Origin of the sequence: Burkholderia sp. BCC1640, from assembly GCF_902833125.1 — a bacterium.
GTDB classification, from domain to species: Bacteria; Pseudomonadota; Gammaproteobacteria; order Burkholderiales; family Burkholderiaceae; genus Burkholderia; species Burkholderia diffusa.
The window spans coordinates 1-17,659 of sequence record NZ_CADFEF010000056.1; the positions used below are offsets into that span (position 1 = coordinate 1).

Annotated in this window: 14 protein-coding genes and 1 pseudogene; 8 read left to right on the forward strand and 7 right to left on the reverse strand. The window is 68.3% G+C overall.

All coding sequences use genetic code 11. The features are described from left to right. Positions 1 to 136: 136 nt before the first annotated feature. A complete protein-coding gene (locus tag HWX25_RS31690; RefSeq protein ID WP_059818851.1) occupies positions 137 to 967 on the reverse strand; it encodes an alpha/beta hydrolase in 831 nt (276 codons plus the stop codon). Between the two features lie 26 nt (positions 968 to 993). Beyond that, complete coding sequence (locus tag HWX25_RS31695; protein WP_175912500.1) at positions 994 to 1,746, reverse strand: Asp/Glu racemase; 753 nt, start codon at positions 1,744 to 1,746, stop codon at positions 994 to 996. 299 nt (positions 1,747 to 2,045) lie between these two features. Between HWX25_RS31695 and HWX25_RS31700 the strand changes: the two genes are divergently transcribed. The 4 genes from HWX25_RS31700 (at position 2,046) to HWX25_RS31715 (ending at position 6,892) form a co-directional block, all read left to right on the forward strand. After that, a complete protein-coding gene (locus HWX25_RS31700; protein WP_175912501.1) occupies positions 2,046 to 3,209 on the forward strand; it encodes an FAD-dependent monooxygenase in 1,164 nt (387 codons plus the stop codon). A 196-nt stretch (positions 3,210 to 3,405) separates the two neighbouring features. After that, complete coding sequence (locus HWX25_RS31705) at positions 3,406 to 3,912, forward strand: (2Fe-2S)-binding protein (RefSeq protein WP_059818854.1); 507 nt, start codon at positions 3,406 to 3,408, stop codon at positions 3,910 to 3,912. Then, positions 3,902 to 6,343: a c-type cytochrome gene (locus HWX25_RS31710; RefSeq protein ID WP_175912502.1), complete on the forward strand. Its 2,442-nt coding sequence runs from the start codon at positions 3,902 to 3,904 to the stop codon at positions 6,341 to 6,343. The genes HWX25_RS31705 and HWX25_RS31710 overlap by 11 nt, the downstream gene beginning before the upstream one ends. A gap of 216 nt (positions 6,344 to 6,559) precedes the next feature. Beyond that, positions 6,560 to 6,892, forward strand: coding sequence for a hypothetical protein (locus tag HWX25_RS31715; protein ID WP_059818855.1), 333 nt, complete (start codon positions 6,560 to 6,562; stop codon positions 6,890 to 6,892). A 112-nt stretch (positions 6,893 to 7,004) separates the two neighbouring features. On the opposite strand, the gene mmsB is transcribed toward HWX25_RS31715, so the two are convergent. The 3 genes from mmsB to HWX25_RS31730 all read right to left on the reverse strand — a co-directional run bounded on the left by mmsB (position 7,005) and on the right by HWX25_RS31730 (position 10,928). Further along, positions 7,005 to 7,895: a 3-hydroxyisobutyrate dehydrogenase gene (mmsB, locus tag HWX25_RS31720; protein WP_175912503.1), complete on the reverse strand. Its 891-nt coding sequence runs from the start codon at positions 7,893 to 7,895 to the stop codon at positions 7,005 to 7,007. 64 nt (positions 7,896 to 7,959) lie between these two features. Further along, a complete protein-coding gene (locus HWX25_RS31725) occupies positions 7,960 to 9,486 on the reverse strand; it encodes a CoA-acylating methylmalonate-semialdehyde dehydrogenase (protein ID WP_175912504.1) in 1,527 nt (508 codons plus the stop codon). Between the two features lie 122 nt (positions 9,487 to 9,608). Then, positions 9,609 to 10,928, reverse strand: a complete 1,320-nt coding sequence (locus HWX25_RS31730; RefSeq protein ID WP_175912505.1) for an MFS transporter — start codon at positions 10,926 to 10,928, stop codon at positions 9,609 to 9,611. 156 nt (positions 10,929 to 11,084) lie between these two features. On the opposite strand from HWX25_RS31730, the gene HWX25_RS31735 reads away from it, so the two are divergent. Next, positions 11,085 to 12,038 carry a LysR family transcriptional regulator gene (locus HWX25_RS31735; RefSeq protein ID WP_175912506.1) on the forward strand — a complete coding sequence of 318 codons (954 nt, stop codon included), beginning with the start codon at positions 11,085 to 11,087 and terminating at the stop codon, positions 12,036 to 12,038. Between the two features lie 123 nt (positions 12,039 to 12,161). Here HWX25_RS31735 and HWX25_RS31740 read toward each other — a convergent pair whose 3' ends face one another. Together HWX25_RS31740 and HWX25_RS31745 are read right to left on the reverse strand one after the other, a co-directional pair. Next, positions 12,162 to 12,884 (reverse strand): haloacid dehalogenase type II, encoded by a 723-nt coding sequence (locus tag HWX25_RS31740; protein ID WP_175912507.1) that lies wholly within the window; start codon positions 12,882 to 12,884, stop codon positions 12,162 to 12,164. Positions 12,885 to 13,191: 307 nt separating this feature from the next. Continuing rightward, the gene (locus HWX25_RS31745) at positions 13,192 to 13,830 is read right to left on the reverse strand and encodes a hydrolase (RefSeq protein WP_175912508.1); all 639 of its coding nucleotides are present in this window, start codon (positions 13,828 to 13,830) and stop codon (positions 13,192 to 13,194) included. Positions 13,831 to 14,064: 234 nt separating this feature from the next. Here HWX25_RS31745 and HWX25_RS31750 point away from each other — a divergent pair, with 234 nt between their 5' ends. The 3 genes and pseudogenes from HWX25_RS31750 to HWX25_RS31760 all read left to right on the forward strand — a co-directional run. Beyond that, the gene (locus HWX25_RS31750; protein ID WP_175912509.1) at positions 14,065 to 14,958 is read left to right on the forward strand and encodes a LysR substrate-binding domain-containing protein; all 894 of its coding nucleotides are present in this window, start codon (positions 14,065 to 14,067) and stop codon (positions 14,956 to 14,958) included. 244 nt (positions 14,959 to 15,202) lie between these two features. After that, on the forward strand, positions 15,203 to 17,455 hold the full coding sequence (locus tag HWX25_RS31755; RefSeq protein ID WP_175912510.1) for an EAL domain-containing protein: 2,253 nt from the start codon (positions 15,203 to 15,205) through the stop codon (positions 17,453 to 17,455). Between the two features lie 87 nt (positions 17,456 to 17,542). Beyond that, positions 17,543 to 17,659: pseudogene (locus HWX25_RS31760) on the forward strand (IS5/IS1182 family transposase); the annotation flags it as partial.

The following is a 17,659-nucleotide window of genomic DNA, read 5'->3' on the forward strand; positions in this document are numbered from 1 at the left end:
ATCACCAGCCACCCACCAGGCCCGGTGACAACACCCCCCGGATCATGACTGCGACTGGGGGCGAGAATCATGCCGGGCCTGGCTGGCCAAAGCCCCGATTATCGGGGCACGAAGATAGTAACGGGGCGACGTGGAATCAGGCCGCGAGCGGCGCGCCGAGGAAGTCGCCGAAGGCCGCGTAGAAGCCCGCCGCGTTGTCCCACGGGATCATGTGGCCGGCGTCGGGCACGCGCACGTGCCGCATCGACGGTGTCGCGTGCTGCAATTCAGCGACGTCGTCGTCGCGCACCACGTCGCCGCGCTCGGCCGTGATCAGCAGGGACGGCACGGTCAGTCGTGCGGCATCCGCGTGGAAGTCGTCGGTGTGGAAGCCTTCGTACGACGCGCGCACCGCTCGCTCGTCGCACGTGTGCAGCCATTCGGCGCGCAATTGCAGTTCGGCGTCGGTCCAGGTCGGACAGAACGCGCGCATCCCTTCGGCGTCGGTGCCGGCGCGCGCGAGCGTCATCGAGTCGATGTACCACGGCAGCTTGCCCGGATAGTCGCGGCGGTTCGGGCCCGACACCGGCGGATCGACGAGCACGACCGACTCGAGACCGCCGATGTCGCGCCGCGCCGCGCGCGCGGCGATCCGCGCGCCCATCGAATGGCCGACGAGGCTCGTGCGCGGCAGGCCGAGCGCGGCGATGAGCGCCGCGACGTCGTCGGCCTGCGCGTCGAGGCCATAGTCGAGCGACGGCGACGCGTCGGACAGCCCGCGACCGCGCACGTCGAGCACATAGGTGTCGAACGCCGCACCGAACACTTCGCCGACGAAGCCCCACGTGATCGCGGGGCTCGTGATGCCAGGAATCAGCACGATGGCGGGTCGCGACGCGCGCGCGCCTGTCGCGCCGCCGTAGCGCAGGTAGTGCTGGCGGATGCCGTTCGCGCGGACGTTTGCGCCGTACAGGAAAGTCGAGGACATGGACAGGCTCCGAAGTAGCGGGGGGTTCAGTACGCGCCGGACAGCAGCGCGCCGGCGCCCGGCACGACCGGTTCGAGATCGAGTTCGCGCAGCATCGCGTAGGTCGTCGCGATCGCGGCCGTGATCACGGGCTTGCCCGTCATCGCCTCGACTTTCGCAACAGCCGGCAGCGACGGCATCTGCACGCACGCCGACAGCACGATCGCATCGGCGTCCTGGTACGGCAGCGTCTTCACGATGTCGGGCAGGCGTGCCGGGTCGTGGCGGCCGACGTCGAGGTTGTCGGGAATCTCGAGCGCGCGATACGCGATCACCTCATAGCCTTCGTTGCGGATGTAATCGACCACGAGTTCGGTCAGCGGCAGCATGTACGGCGCGACCACCACGATGCGCTTCGCGCCGATTACCTTCAAGGCGTCGACGAGCGCGCCCGCGCTCGTCAGCACCGGCGCCTGCGCGCCGTTGTCGGCCGTGTGTTTCGTGAGGCGCGCCTGCGACACGCGGTGATAGCCGCGGCCCATCGCCATGATCGCGACGAGGCACGCGTAGCCGAGCACGTCGACGCGCGCATCGCTCAGCTCCACCGCGCAGCGGTCGGATTCGGCATCCATCGCCGCGAGTTCTTCCTTGACGACCTTCTTCATCCGCATCCGGCTCGAGTGATACGTGAAGCGCTCGGGCCGGATCGCCTCGCGCAACCGCAGCATCGCGGGAATCTCGGTTTCCATCGTCGTGTTGGAACTCGGCACGATCTGGCCGATGCGGTAGGTCTTGCTCATGACGGGAGGCTCCGTGTCGGTAAGGGTGGGGCGGCACGCTGGCGCGAGATCGCCTGATTTCGAGCAAAGTCTAGTGTGTACATTTGAAAATGGCAATGGATCAAAATGATCGCCGTTCGGCAATGATCATTTGTGAGTGCGTAAATTTGAGGGAGCATTGGTGTTTTCCCGGATGATTGAATCGCCGACAACAATCCGCTTGTTCTGAATAAATTGAGTGTGTACGCTACATAGACGCCATTCAATTCGCCCGTTCTCCGTGCCGCGTTCGGCGACGGGCTCACGATCAGGAGATCCGCATGAGCAAACCACGTATCGCAATCATCGGCGCCGGTCTCGGCGGCACGGCCGCCGCGGCGCTTCTGCAGCGCCGCGGCTACGACGTCGCGCTGTACGAGCAGGCGCCGGCGTTCTCGCGCCTCGGCGCGGGCATTCATCTCGGCCCGAACGTGATGAAGATCATGCGGCGCATCGGGTGCGAGGACGCGCTGGAGACGATGGGCTCGCATCCGGATTACTGGTACAGCCGCGACTGGCGGACGGCCGACGTGTTGTCGCAGATTCCGCTCGGCGACTACGCGCGCAAGACCTACGGCGCGAGCTACCTGACCGTGCATCGCGGCGATTTCCATGCGCTGATGACGCAGGCGGTGACGCCCGGCACGATCCGCTTCGGCAAGCGGCTCGCATCGGTGGAGGACACCGGCGACGCGGTGCGTCTGACGTTCGCCGACGGCAGCGCCGAGACGGCCGACATCGTGATCGGCGCGGACGGCGTGAATTCGCGGATCCGCGAGCATCTGCTCGGTGCGGAGCCGCCGCGCTATACGGGCTACGTCGCGCATCGCGCGGTGTTCCCGGCATCGCTGCTCGGCAACAAGCCGTACGACATGTGCGTGAAGTGGTGGTCGGAGGATCGTCACATGATGGTCTACTACGTGACCGAGAAGCGCGACGAGTACTACTACGTGACCGGCGTGCCGCAGGCCGAGTGGCCGGAAGGCGTGTCGATGGTCGACAGCAGCCGCGATGAAATGCGCGAGGCGTTCGCGGGTTTCCATGCCGACATCCAGCATCTGATCGACGTGTCGCCGTCTATCACCAAGTGGCCGCTGCTCGAACGCGACCCGCTGCCGTTGTGGAGCCGCGGCCGCCTCGTGCTGCTCGGCGATGCGTGCCATCCGATGAAGCCGCACATGGCGCAGGGCGCGGCGATGGCGATCGAGGATGCGGCGATGCTCACGCGCTGTCTCGACGAAGTCGGCATCGGCGATCACGCGGGTGCGTTCGCGCTGTATGAGGCGAATCGCGCGGCGCGTGCGTCGAAGGTGCAGCTCGTGTCGCACAACAACACGTGGCTGCGCACCAACGAGGATCCGTCGTGGGTGTTCGGCTACGACGTGTTCGACGTGCCGCTCGTGTCACCGTCACCGTCGCGCGGCAACGTGGCGGCCGTTGCCTGACGCGCGCGCGGTGTCCGCGCCGGATGCCGCGCCGCCATATCGTCGATCGACGCGGCGGCACGCGCGCATTTCGGCGTGTTATACGTCGGCGTTGCGCGCGATGCCGGCTGTCGCGAGTCGGCGGCCGTGCCCGCCGCCGGCCCCAGGCCTCGGCCCGCCGGTCTTCCGGCCCGCGCCCCGCATTCCGGATCCATTCATGTCCCATCCCGCTTCTCCGTCGCGGCCGCTCGCGTTTCGCGTGAACGGCACGCCGCTCACGTTCGACGCAGCCGCGCCCGACGCGCCGCTGCTGCTGATTCTGCGCAACGACTGCGCGCTCAATGGCCCGAAGTACGGCTGCGGGTTCGGCCAGTGCGGTGCATGCACGGTGCTGGTCGACGGGCAGGCGACGCGCGCGTGCGTCGTGCCGGCCGCCGCCGCACATGGGCGCGACGTGACGACGCTCGAAGGGCTCGGCTCGCGCGCCGCGCCGCATCCGATCCAGCGCGCGTTCATCGACGAGCAGGCCGCGCAGTGCGGCTATTGCCTGAACGGGATGATCATGAGCACGAAAGCGCTGCTCGACCGCAATCCGTTGCCGGACGATGCGACGATTCGCGACGCGTTGCGCTTCAATCTTTGCCGCTGCGGCACGCACCTGGAGATCATCCGCGCGGTGCATCGGGCCGCGCGCTATCTGCGGGATGACGGCGATGAAGCATGACCCGAGCGTGCCCGCGCAGCCCGAAACCGATGCGGACGATGTGCGATGCGATGAAGTGGCGGCCGGTTCGGCGCGGCGTGCGGATGACACGGCGTGCACGCATCGCGGGCGCTACGAGTGGCCGATCGGCGATACGCGCGCGCAGGCGTCGTTCGATGTCGAAACAAGGACCACCGCCGATGGCCGGATGACGACGTGGCGCTATCGCGCGCAGGCCGGTGCGACGGCGGATGCGCGGCGCGCGATGGCGGAGGGCGGGGCGTTGACGCCATCTTCGCCGTTCGTCTATCGACATGCGCAGACGTCGATCGAGATGGCCGACATCCACCACGCGATTCCCGGCCATGCGCACGCGTTCGCGCGCGAATCGTTCATCGACGAGCTGGCCGGTGCGCTGAAGCGCGATCCGGTCGCATTGCGTCTGCAGCATCTTGATGCGTCGCGCGATGCAGGGCCGCGCGAGATTATCCGGATGGTCAGCGAACGCGCCGCGTGGGGCGAACCGGCGACGGTGCACGTATCCGACCGCTTGAACGGACGCGGCTTTGCATTCGACGGGGCCGGTGCGCCCGATGCGTCGTCCGGGGACGAAAACGTGCAAGCCGATGCGGGTCGCGACAACGCCCCGCACTGGTCCGCGTGGGTCGTCGATCTCGACGTCGATCGTGCGACGGGCGAGGTCGCGGTGCGCCGCGTCGTCGCCGGACAGGGCGCCGGCAATCCCGGGCGGGCGTCGATGGCGGGCTTGCCCGCATGGCAGATCGAGGCGACGATTTCGCGCGTGATGGGCGCGCGGCTGTCCGCGCGGCCGGCGCATGACGAGACCGGCGGCGATGTCGCGCCGGATGCGATCGCGCATGAACTCGTCGCGTTCGACGACGCCGCGCCGGGCGCGGATCGCGCCCGCTCGCTGTCGGCGTACGATGCGCAACGGATCGAGCAGGCGGCCGCGCCGGCCGCGGCCGCAATCGCGAACGCGCTGCATGACGCGACGGGCGTGCGTTTTCGCGCGCCGCCGTTCGATGCCGCGCGCATTCGCGAGGCGCTGGCTCGGCCGGCACCGGTGGATTCAGGCGAGAGCCATTCCGGCACGTCGCGCCGTGCGTCGTCGCGCTGGCGCCGCTGGCTCGCTGGCGGTGGCGGTGGCGCGGGCGGGGTGATCGGCGGGCTGATCGGGCTCGCGTGCGCGATTCTGCCGGGCCCGGCACCGATCGCGCCGATCGCATCGGGCGGTGCGGACGGCGCGATGTGGAGCGCGGCGACGCTCGAACGCGGTCGCCTGATCGCGCTCGCCGGCGATTGCGCGGTCTGTCATACCGCGCCGGGCGGTGCGCCCAACGCGGGCGGTCTCGCGCTCGACACACCGTTCGGCACGATCTACACGACCAACATCACGCCCGATCCGGAAACCGGCATCGGCGCATGGTCGTATCCGGCGTTTGCGCGTGCGATGCGCGAAGGCATCGGCCGCGACGGCTCGCATCTGTATCCGGCGTTTCCGTACACCGCGTTCGCGAAGCTGAGCGAGCCCGACCTGCTCGCGCTCTATGCCTATCTGATGTCGCGGCCGCCGGTGACGCATGCACCGCCGAAGACGAAGCTGCCGTTCCCGCTCGACCAGCGGCGCCTCGTCGCCGGATGGAACTGGCTGTTTCACGACGCGCGGCCGTTCGCGCCGGACCCGGCGCGCTCCGCGACATGGAATCGCGGCAAGTATCTGGTCGACGGCGCCGCGCACTGCGGCGCTTGCCATACGCCGCGCAACGCATTCGGCGCGGAACAGGGCGGGCGCGCGTACCTGGCCGGCGGCGAGGCCGAGGGATGGGTCGCTCCGCCACTCGTCGCGTCGCCGGCGTCACCGGTGCCGTGGACCGAAGACGCGCTGTTCGACTACCTGCGCACCGGTTTCTCCGCGCAGCACGGCGTCGCGGCTGGGCCGATGGCACCGGTGGTCGCGGGGCTCGCGGCGCTGCCCGAATCGGACGTTCGGGCGATCGCGCATTATCTGACGTCGCTGTCGCCGCCCGTCGATGCGGCCGTGGCGGCCGACACGGCGACCCGCCGTGCGCACGGTGCGGAAGCCGTCGCGACGCTCGGCCTCGAGAGCGGTCGGCGCGCGTTCGATGCCGCGTGCGCGGTGTGTCACTCGGAATCGGGCGGGGTCGGGCATTTCGGCGTGCGTCCGCTGATGGGGCTCAACACGAGCGTCAGCCAGGCCGCGCCCGACAACCTGCTGCGTGTGCTGCACGACGGGATCGACCATCCGGCCACCGACGCGCTCGGCTACATGCCGGGTTTCCGCGACGCGTTCGACGACCGGCAGATGGCCGAGCTTGCTGCGTACATCCGCGCGCGCTACGCGCCCGGTCAACCGGCGTGGCGAAACCTGGAGGAAGCCTCGGCGAGAATCAGGCAGGCACGCTCGCACTGACCGGCGCACGTGAAGAAGCAGTACGGCGGCCGGAGAAAAAGCGACACACGGGGCAACGCCGGGCGCGCCGCGGCCTCGTAAATCTTGCCGCGGACACCCATCGTTTAACCATTCGAAACAATGTGTTCATCGAAAAGGGCATGATCTCCGGCAATCGGGCAGGCATACTGTCGCCTATGTTGCTCAATGCCGTCGAATCGACGTGCGCTTGCCCCCATGTCCATCCCTGTACCTTTTCGATCCCTGCGAGGGTTGACCATCGCGGCCGCTGCATGCTTGCTCGCCGCGTGTTCGACCGCCTCCGACGTGACCACGACGTCGAACCCGAACGTCTTCACTGTGACGACGCGCACGCTCGGCATGTCGACGACGTGGGCCGACGCCCATGAAAAAGCCGTCAACGAAGCGACCAACTACTGCACGCAGCGCGGCATGCGCGCGAGCCTGAAGCAGGAGTCGGTGACCGGCGGCCGCCGCGTCGACGCGCGCTCGGAACTCGCGTTCGAGTGCCATCCGACCTTCGAGACGGCGTCGAACCCGCGCGGATAAGCGCCGTGTCGCCCGCGCGGCCGTGGCCTCCACACCCGTGCTGCTCCGGAAGCGAATCGACCCGCGATGCCGTTGACGGGCATCGCGGGCCGACGCACGTCCGTCGGTCGCGTTACGCGGGTTGCGCCTCGTACAGCTTCACGCACGCGGAGAAGTCGAGCGTGCCGAGCCCCTGCTGGCTCATCGACTGATAAAGCTGCTGCGCGAGCGCACCCATCCATACCGGCTGCCGTGCGCTGCGCGCGGCTTCGGTCGCGAGCCCGAGATCCTTCAGCATCAGGTTCGCGGCGAAACCGCCCGAGTAGCCGCGCGCGGCGGGCGCCGCGTCGTTCACGCCCGGGTATGGGTTATACGCGTCCGAGCTCCAGCAGCGGCCGGTCGACGTGTTGATGATGCCGGCCAGCACGGCCGGATCGATGCCGAGCGCGGCGCCGAGCGCCATCGCTTCCGACACGCCCATCATCGAGATTCCGAGCAGCAGGTTGTTGCAGATCTTCGCGATCTGCCCGGTGCCCGTGCCGCCGCAATGCACGACGTTCTTCCCCATGTCGAGCAGCACCGGGCGGATGCATTCGAACAGCGCGCCTTCCGCGCCGACCATGAAGGTCAGCGTGCCGGCCTGCGCGCCGCCGGTGCCGCCCGACACCGGCGCATCGGCGAGCGGGAAGTCGCGCTGCGCGGCGGCGTCGGCCAGCGCGCGCACGGTGTCCGGATCGATCGTGCTGCAGTCGACGAACGTCGCGCCGGCGCGCGCGCCGGCCAGCACGCCGTCGTCGCCGAGATAAACCGCGCGCACGTGCTGCGCGGCCGGCAGCATCGTGATCACCAGCGATGCGCGGGCGGCCGCGTCACGCGGCGATGCGGCCGCCGTCGCGCCCGCCCGCACGGCGGTGTCGACCGCGTTCGCGTCGAGATCGAATACCGTCAGCGTGTGGCCGGCCTTGAGCAGGTTGGCGGCCATGGGGCCGCCCATGTTGCCGAGTCCGATGAATGCAATTTCCATGTACAGGCTCCTGTGTCGACCGGACTTGGCGCTTTAGCGCTTGGTCCGGTCCCATGCTTCGCGCTCAGCGCAACGCGATCGTCGTGTTCACGCCGCCGGCCGTCGCGTCGTCGTCGAACCAGCGTGCGGTGACCGTCTTCGTCTGCGTGTAGAACTGCACGACCTGCTTGCCGTACGGGCCGAGATCGCCGAGCTTCGAGCCGCGCGAGCCGGTGAAGCTGAAGTAGGGGACCGGCACCGGAATCGGGATGTTGATGCCGACCTGACCGACGTCGATCTCGCTCTGGAACTTGCGCGCGGCCGCGCCGCTCTGCGTGAACAGGCCGACGCCGTTGCCCATCGGGTTCGCGTTGACGAGCGCGATCGCGTCGTCGAGCGTGTCGGCTTCGAGCACGACCACCACCGGCCCGAAGATTTCTTCCGTGTAGATCGACATGTCGGTCGTCACGCCCGAGAAGATCGTCGGGCCGACGAAGTTGCCGTGCTCGTAGCCGGGCACCGTCACGTCGCGGCCGTCGAGCAGCAGCGTCGCGCCTTCCTTCACGCCCGCGTCGATCAGCGACAGGATGCGCACCTTCGCCGCCTTCGACACGACCGGGCCGACGTCCGTGCCGGCTTCCGCGCCGGCGTTGACCTTCAGCGCCTTCGCCTTTTCGACCAGATCGGGCAGCCAGTCGCGCGCCTTGCCGACCAGCACCACGACCGACGTCGCCATGCAGCGCTGGCCGGCCGCGCCGAAGCCGGCGCCGACCAGCGCGTTGATCGACTGCTCGCGATGCGCATCCGGCAGCACGACCGCGTGATTCTTCGCGCCCATCATCGACTGCACGCGCTTGCCGTGCTGGCTGCCGAGGTTGTACACGTGCGTGCCGACGCGCGTCGAGCCGACGAACGAGATCGCCTTGATGTCCGGGTGCGTGCAGAGGCGATCGACCACCGTCTTGCCGCCGTGCACGACGTTCAGCACGCCCTTCGGCACGCCGGCCTCGATCGCGAGCTCGACGAGCTGCATCGTCGACAGCGGATCCTGCTCGGACGGTTTCAGCACGAACGTGTTGCCGCACACGATCGCCATCGGGAACATCCACAGCGGGATCATGCCGGGGAAGTTGAACGGCGTGATGCCCGCGCACACGCCGATCGGCTGGCGCAGCGTGTAGGTGTCGACGCCGCCCGCGACGTTCTCCGCGAACTCGCCTTGCTGCAGCGTGCCGATCGAGCATGCGTGCTCGACCACTTCGAGGCCGCGGAAGATGTCGCCCTGCGCATCGGGCAGCGTCTTGCCCTGCTCGGCCGTCAGCGTGTGCGCGATCCGTTCGAGATTGCGGCGCACCAGATCCTGGAACTTCAGCATGATGCGCAGCCGCGCGCCGATCGGCGTCGTCCTCCAGGTCTGGAACGCGCGCTGCGCGGACGCGATCGCGGCATCGACCTCGTCGAGCGTCGCGTACGGCACGCGGCCGATCACTTCCTGCGTCGCGGGGTTGACGATGTCGCCCCATTCGGCGCTTTGCGAATCGACGAACGCGCCGTCGATCAGCAGCTTGGCGGTGGGCAGGGCGAGGGTGGTCTGGGGAACTGCGGCGTTCATGGAACTCTCCGGAAACGGTGGTGCGAAGAAAATGGGTGCCCTGCGTCCGTCGCGCGTTCGGCCACGGCGGACGGCAGGTCGAATGGAAACCGGGTAAGGACGGGCCGGCGGGCGTCGATGCGTTACGTCCGTGCCGGACGCATCAGTGCGGTGCACGCGAGCGCGAATACGCCGAAGCCGACGAGGTACGCGATCACGTAGTGCGGCTGGCCGCCGCCCGCTTTGAGCAGCGACGTCGCGATCATCGGCGCGAAGCCGCCGCCGATCACGCCGGCGAGCTGCACCGACAGCGAGATGCCGCTGTAGCGGATCTCCGCCGGGAACTGCTGCGCGAACAGCAGCGACTCCGGTGCATAAAGAATCGGGAACACGACGCCGAGGCCGAGCACGATCGCCCACCATGCGTACGACGTCTGCTGCGTGCCGAGCATCATGAAGAACGGCGCGGCGAACGCGCACATCAGCACGAGGCCGATCGCGAACATCCGGCGCTGGCCGATGCGGTCGCTCAGATGCCCGCACAGCGGCATCGTGACGAGCGACAGCGCCGCCCCGGCCGTGATCGCGTGCAGCATGTCGGCCTTCGGCAGGTGCAGCTGCTGCGTCGCATAGGCGAGCGCGAACGTGACGACCATGTAGAACCACGTGTTCTCGGCGGCACGCGCGCCGACGATCGTCAGCACCTCGCGCGGATGGCGGCGCAGCGCGGCCGTCACCGGCGACTTCTCGGCCTTGCCCTGGCGCTGCATCTTCTCGAAGTCCGGCGACTCCGGCACCTTCGCGCGGATGAACCAGCCGAGGCCGACCAGCGCGATGCTCGCGAGGAACGGCACGCGCCAGCCCCACGACAGCATGTCGGCTTCCGGTAGCGCGGCCACCGCGGCCATCGCGACCGACGACAGGATCAGCCCGAGCCCGACGCCCGTCTGCGGCAGGCTGCCGAACAGCCCCTTGCGGCCCTTCGGCGCGTGCTCGACGGCCATCAGCACCGCGCCGCCCCATTCGCCGCCGACCGCCATCCCCTGCAGGAAGCGCATCGCGATCAGCAGGGCGGCAGCCCAGTAGCCGATGCGGTCGTACGACGGGATCAGCCCGATGATCATGCTCGGCACGCCCATCAGCAGCAGCGTGATCATCAGCATCGACTTGCGGCCGATGCGGTCGCCGAAGTGGCCGAACACGATGCCGCCCATCGGCCGCCCGATGAAGCCGACCGCGAACGTGCCGAACGCGGCGAGCGTGCCGACGACGGGGTCCAGCGACGGGAAGAAGATGCGGTTGAACACGAGCGCGGCGGCGGTGCCGTAGAGGAAGAAGTCGTACCACTCGATCGTGGTGCCGGCCATGCTGGCCCAGCCGGCCAGCAGGTAGTGCCTCGCGGTGCGGGCGGGGGCCGGCGTCGCGACGGCGGCATGCTCATCGAGGGTGGATCGCGTCTGCATGGTGTCTCCGTATTTATTGCCCGCGGCTCATGGTCCGCAGGTCACGGTCGAGTATAGTTATGCGTGGATCCACGATGTACCGACAAGAAAACCGGTTGGATGTGCATTTATGCATATCGACGGCCGGCCCGGAGACTCCTGCCCTTTTTCCCGCCGATGCGACACGCCACCGAGCCGGTTTCCGGCAACCTGAACTGGGACGACCTGCGCTTCTTCCTCGAAGTCGCCCGCACGCAGCGCGCGAGCGGGGCGGCGAAGCGTCTCGGCGTCGACTACACGACGGTCGCGCGGCGCATTCGCGCGCTCGAGGCCGCGATGGGCACGCTGCTGTTCGACAAGTCGCGCTCCGGCGGCTTCACGCTGACGGCCGAGGGGCAGCGGCTCGTCGCGTATGCGGACGCGATGGAGACGACCGTGCAGTCCGCGTGCGACCAGGTCGCCAATACCGGCGAGGCGCTGTCGGGCCACGTGCGGATCGGGTCGACCGAAGGGTTCGGCTGCTTTTTCCTCGCGCCGCAGCTGGCGCGGTTTCGCGTCGCGCATCCGCACGTGACGGTCGATCTGCTGCCGGTCCCGCACTTCGTCAACCTGCCGAAGCGCGAGGCCGACCTGGCGATCACGCTCGAGCGGCCCGAACGCGGGCCTTACGTGGTCACGAAGCTGTGCGACTACCAGTTGCGGCTCTATGCGACGCGCGACTATCTGGCGAACCACGCGCCGATCACGTGCACCGACGATCTCGCGCGGCATGCGTTCATCAGCTACGTCGACGATCTCGCGTTCAGCAGCGAGCTGCTGTATCTGGAGCGCGCGGTGCCCGGCGCGACCGCCGGATTGCGCACGACGAGCGTGATCGCGCAGGTGTTCGCGGCGCTGCAGGGCGGCGCGCTCGCGATCCTGCCGTGCTTCATGGCGGCCACGCAGCCGGCGCTGGTGCCGGTGCTGCCGGACGACGTGGTCGTCACGCGGTGCTTCTGGCTGACGTGTCGCGAGGACCTGCGCAAGCTGCGCCGCGTGACGGCGCTATGGGATTACCTGCGCGCGGCGGCGGACGCGAATCGGGCATTGCTGATGGGGAAGTCGGAGCAGGTGCGATTCGTCGGCGATTGAGCGCGGCGGTGCGTCACGGGCGATTCGTCCCGTGTTGATCGGCGGCGACGACGAACGTAACCGGGCCGCGGTGACGACCCGGACGTTCATGTCGTCATCGCGATCCGGGCACGCGGCCGTGCGTCAACCCGGACAGCCGAGCCGATCGGCGAGTTCGTGCAGGTTCTTGACGTCGAAATCCCACGCGCCGTCGGCTTTCAGATCCGTCGTCTGGTTCGGCCCGTGTTCGGTCGGCCGCAGCACGAACGCGGTCGCGAGCCCCAGTTGCCGCGCGGCGGCCAGATCACCGTTGTGCGCGGCGACCAGGCACAGCTCGGCCGGCTCGACGCCGAGAATCTCGACCGCTTCGGTGTAGACCTTCGGCGACGGCTTGTACGCGTGCGCGACTTCGGCGCCGAGAATCGCGTCCCACGGCAGGCCGCCGTGTTTCGCGACGTCGACCATCAGCCGGATGTTGCCGTTCGACAGCGGCGCGATGATGTAGCGCTGTTTCAGCCGCTGCAGCGCCGCGACGGAATCGGGCCATGGATCGAGCCGGTGCCACGCGAGGTTGAGCGCGTCGATCTCCGCGTCGGGCACGCCGTCGATCCCGTAGCGGTCGAGCGTGCGCACGAGGTTCTCGCGATGCAGCACGTCGAGCCGCACGTAGCGCCTGCGCCCGCTGCGGATTTCCTCCATCGACGGCGCATATTCGCGGCGCCATGTATCGGCGAATTCGAACGGATCGCGATCCGGCGCATGGCGCGCCAGGAACGTGGCGGCTTCGCGCGCGACGCCGTTTCTCCAGTCGACGATCGTTCCGAACACGTCGAAAACGAGCGCCTTGATGTCGGCAGGGTTCGTCATGGGATTCCGTGAAGGTCGGTCGAGGGAGGCGCGATGCGCGGCGTGGCGACACGCGTGACGCCGGTTCGAACGACATTGAAGCACGTATCCGTGAACGTGGCTGGCCGTGCGGCATCGAAGGTGCCTGGAGGAGGGCAGCCACGGCATCCGACGCGGATCCTGGGGCCGCGCCGGAGACGGCTTACCCGTCGGACAGCGACCACGTGGTGTAGATCGCGTTGTTGCCCGCCCGGGCCGACCGGCTCGGGCGGGTCAAGTCACGCAACGCGCGCTTGCGGCCGCGACGCGCGTCGGGTTCGCGCCGGAATCAGCTCTTGTCGTACGCGAACTGGATGCCCGCGGTGCCGCCAGTTTCGATGAACAGTTTCATGAACGCGGGAACGGTTTCGCTGCGCGCCCAGTCGCGCTGCAGTTCGCAGAACAGCTGCGCGACGCTGATCATCTGGCCGCCGGCCTGCTCGATGCGACGCAGTGCGGCCTCGTGCGCGGCGACCGACGTGCCGCCGACCGCGTCGACGACCACATAGACTTCATAGCCGGCCTTCAGCGCGTCGAGTGCCGGGAAGGTCAGGCAGGCCTCGGTCCACAGCGCGGTCATGATGAGTTTCTTGCGGCCGGCGGCCTCGACGGCCTTGCGGAACTCGACGTCTTCCCACGAGTTGATGCTGGTGCGGTCGTAGGTCGGATAGCCTTCGAGCGCGGCGCGCAATTGCGGGATCGGCGGCTTGTTCAGGCCGGTCTTCACGTTGACGGTCGAGTGGACGATCGGCAGGTTGTACGTGACCGCGGCCTTCGATGCGCCGACGATGTTGTTGATCAGCAGCTGGCGATCCATCGACGCGATGGAGTTCACCTGGACCGGCTGGTAATCGATGACGATGAACGCCGCGTTCTGCGGGGTGAGCAGGTGGTCGTTCGCCGGATCGCGAATCGGTTCGCTTGCCATGGTTATCTCCAGAAACAAGGCAGGAAGTGAGAGAAATCCCGACGGTCCAGGGTAGGGCTGCCGCGGCGTCGGGATCGCCGTCGCGGCGGTGCGCCCGTGCCGTCGCAGACGTCCGATGTGATCGCACGGCGGGCGAATGCTGCTGGCCTGGCCATCGAATAAAGATGCTATTCGCGCAACAACCGGGTTTCCAGCCCCTTAGAATGCCGTCAGTGTTCTATGGATGGAACAATCATGGATGACCTGAACGACCTCTACTATTTCGTGAAGGTGGTCGAGCACGGCGGATTCACGCAGGCGGGGCGGGCACTGGATGTCCCGAAGTCGACGCTGAGCCGGCGCATCGCCGCGCTCGAAGCGCAATACGACGTGCGGCTGCTGCAGCGGACCACGCGTCATTTCACGGTCACGGAAACCGGCCGCGAATTCTACGAGCGCTGCCTCGCGGTGCTGGTCGAAGCCGACGCCGCGCGCGAGGTGATCGAGCGCCGGCACGCGGAGCCGCGTGGGATCGTCCGGGTGAGCTGCCCGACAGCACTGCTCGAATATCGCGTGAGCGAACTCATCGCGCGCTTCATGGCGATCCATCCGGCGGTGCACGTACATCTCGAGGCGACGAACCGCCGCGTCGACCTGTTGAGCGAAGGCTTCGACCTGGCGCTGCGCGTGCGTTTTCCGCCGCTGGAAGACAGCGACCTCGTGATGCGGATCCTGGGCGACAGCCCGCAGCGGCTGGTGGCCGCGCCGCAGTGGCTGAACGGGCGCGCCGTGCCGACCGAACCGGCCGAGCTGGGCGGCGAGCCGAGCCTCGACTGGGGGCCGGCGCGGCATCATGCGTGGCAGCTGGTCGGGCCGAACGGCGAGCAGGCGCAACTGCGCCATCACCCGCGCTACATCTCCGACGACATGCACGCGTTGCGCGACGCGGCGATGCACGGCGTCGGCATCGTGCAACTGCCGTGCATGGTCGTCGAGGATGCCTTGCGCGACGGCACGCTGATCGACGTGCTGCCGGGGTGGGCGCCGAAGGGCGGCGTGATTCACGCAGTGTTCCCGTCGCGGCGCGGGCTCCTGCCGCGCGTGCGGCTGCTGATCGACTTCCTCGCCGAACATATCCGCAAGGACTGACGGCGGCGTAATAATCAGACGAATCGGGTTCCGGCGACCGGCCGGCCGCGACCGCGCGTAAGCCCTGATGCGCAGGGACGCGCAGGGCTGCACGGATTGGTATTAAATGTACTTTGGTGCGCATCAGGGGCGCACCGGAATGGGGACGCACCGGGGGCACGACGTAATCCCGGTGCGGAAAACGGCACGAAGCATCGCTAACGAATCGGGCGCATCAGACCCGGTCGAACTGACGGCAGGATTCATGTCGAATACCGAACCGCAAAGTTCTCGCTACAGCCTCGGCCTCGCAGCGGAAGTGCTCGCATCCGAGCAGAGCGTGCTGAGGCTGATCACGCGCAACACACCGCTGCCGGAACTGCTCGTCGAGGTATGCCGGCGCGCCGAGGCGCTGCTCGGCGACGGCGCCTCGTGCACGATCCTGCTGCTCGACGCGGACGGCGTGCACGTGCGCGTCGGCGCCGCGCCGTCGCTTCCCGCGCAGTACAGCGCGGCGATCGACGGAGCGTCGATCGGTCCCGCCGCGGGCTCGTGCGGCACGGCGATGTACGAGCGCCGGATGGTCGCCGTCGACGACATCGAAACCGATCCGCTGTGGGCCGACTTTCGTTCGTTCGCGTTGCCGTTCGGCCTGCGCGCGTGCTGGTCGGTGCCGTTTCTGGACGAAGCGGGCACCGTGCTCGGCGCGTTCGCCGTCTATCACCGGACGCCGCGCCGGCCCACCGACACGGAAACCGACCTGTTGCGCGACATCGGCAACAGCGTCGGCCTCGCGGTGCACCAGGACTGGATCGCGCGGCAGCTCGTGCGCAGCGAGGAACATCACCGCCTGGTCGTCAACAGCCTGAACGAAGGGATTCTCGTCGTGTCGCCCGACGGCGTGGTGGTCGCGAGTAATCCGAGCGCGAACCGGATGATGCGCGTGAAGGGCGATCTCGTCGGCCGCCGGTTGTCGACGGTGATCCTGTACAAGCTGTACGAGGACGGCACGCCGATCGCGCCCGACGACTGGCCGAGCCGGCGCGCGTTCACCACGGCGATGCCTCAGCTCGACTACTCGGTCGGCTTCGGGCTCGCCGATGGCGACGTCATCTGGGTGCGCGGCAACGCGGTGCCGATCGTGAAGCCGGGCGAGTCGCAACCCGAATCGGTGCTGGTGTCGTTTCACGACATCGGCCCCGTGCGCGAGGCGCAGCAGCAGCTGCGCTACCTGGCGACGCGCGACGCGCTGACGGGCCTCTACAACCGGCGCTGGCTCTCCGACCGGATGCGCGAGCTGTTCGGCGCGCGCGATGCGGCGGCCGGGCCTGCGCGTGTCGCGATCCTGTTCATCGATCTCGTCGGCTTCAAGAAGGTCAACGACACGGCCGGGCACGACGCCGGCGACGCGCTGCTGCGCAGCGTCGCGGCGCGCCTCGCGGCGTGCGCGGGCGGGCGCCACGCGCTCACGCGCGTCGGCGGCGACGAGTTCGTGATCCTCGTCGACGACTGCGACGATCCCGACGCGCTCGCCGTGCTCGCGCGCGAGGTGATCGATACGATCGCGAAGCCGTTCGAGATCGCGAACAACGAGTACTGGCTCGGCGTGTCGATCGGGATCAGCGTCGCGCCGCGCGACGGCGACGACGCGGCCACGCTGATGCGCAATGCCGATTCCGCGATGTACGACGCGAAGCAGCGCGGCCGCAACCACTTCACGTTCTTCACCGCGCAGTTGAACCTGCGCCTGCAGCGCCGCTTCGCGATCGAGCAGTCGCTGCGGCGCGCGATCGCCTCGGATGCGCTGCGGCTCGCCTATCAGCCGGTCGTCGACGCGCGCAGCGGCCGCACGGTCGGCGCCGAAGCGCTGCTGCGCTGGACGAGCCCCGAGCTCGGGCCGATGTCGCCGGCGGAATTCATCCCGGTCGCGGAAGATACCGGGCTCATCGTCGCGATCGGCCAGTGGGTGCTCGAAACGGCCTGCCGGCAAGCCGCCGAATGGCGCCGCACGATCGCCCCCGACCTGATGCTGGCGGTCAACCTGTCGCCGCGGCAGTTCCACGAGGGGCTCGTCGAGTCGGTCGACCGCTGCCTCGAACAGACGCGGCTCGATCCGGGCGCGCTCGAACTGGAAATTACCGAAGGACTGCTGATGAACGACACGGACACCGTGCTGCCGATGCTCGAGGCGCTCACGGACATGAACGTGCGGATCTCGGTCGACGACTTCGGCACCGGTTATTCGTCGCTCGCGTACCTGAAGCGTTTCCCGCTGCACAACCTGAAGGTCGACCGTTCGTTCGTGTCGGGCGTGCCCGATCATCGCGACTCGGTCGCGATCACGCAGGCCGTCGTCGCGATGGCGCATTCGCTCGGGATGAAGGTTACCGCGGAAGGCGTCGAGACCGAGGCGCAGTCGTGGTTCCTGCAGCAGATCGGCTGCGACATGCAGCAGGGTTACCTGTTCGGCCGGCCGCTCGATCCGGCCGACTACGCGCGCCGGCTCGTCACTGTCTAGGGAAACACTGATTTATCCGGCTCTGTGGTCATCGCTGACGCAGCCGAGGACGTTGTAGAAGATAGTTCACGGAACGGGCCCACGACGATGAAACGGCAAATGAGCTTTGCGGAAGCGGAAAGCACGGGCAAGAAGCGCATGACTCGGCGCCAGCGTTTCCTGGAAGAGATGGAGAAGCTCGTGCCGTGGTCGCGATTGCTGACG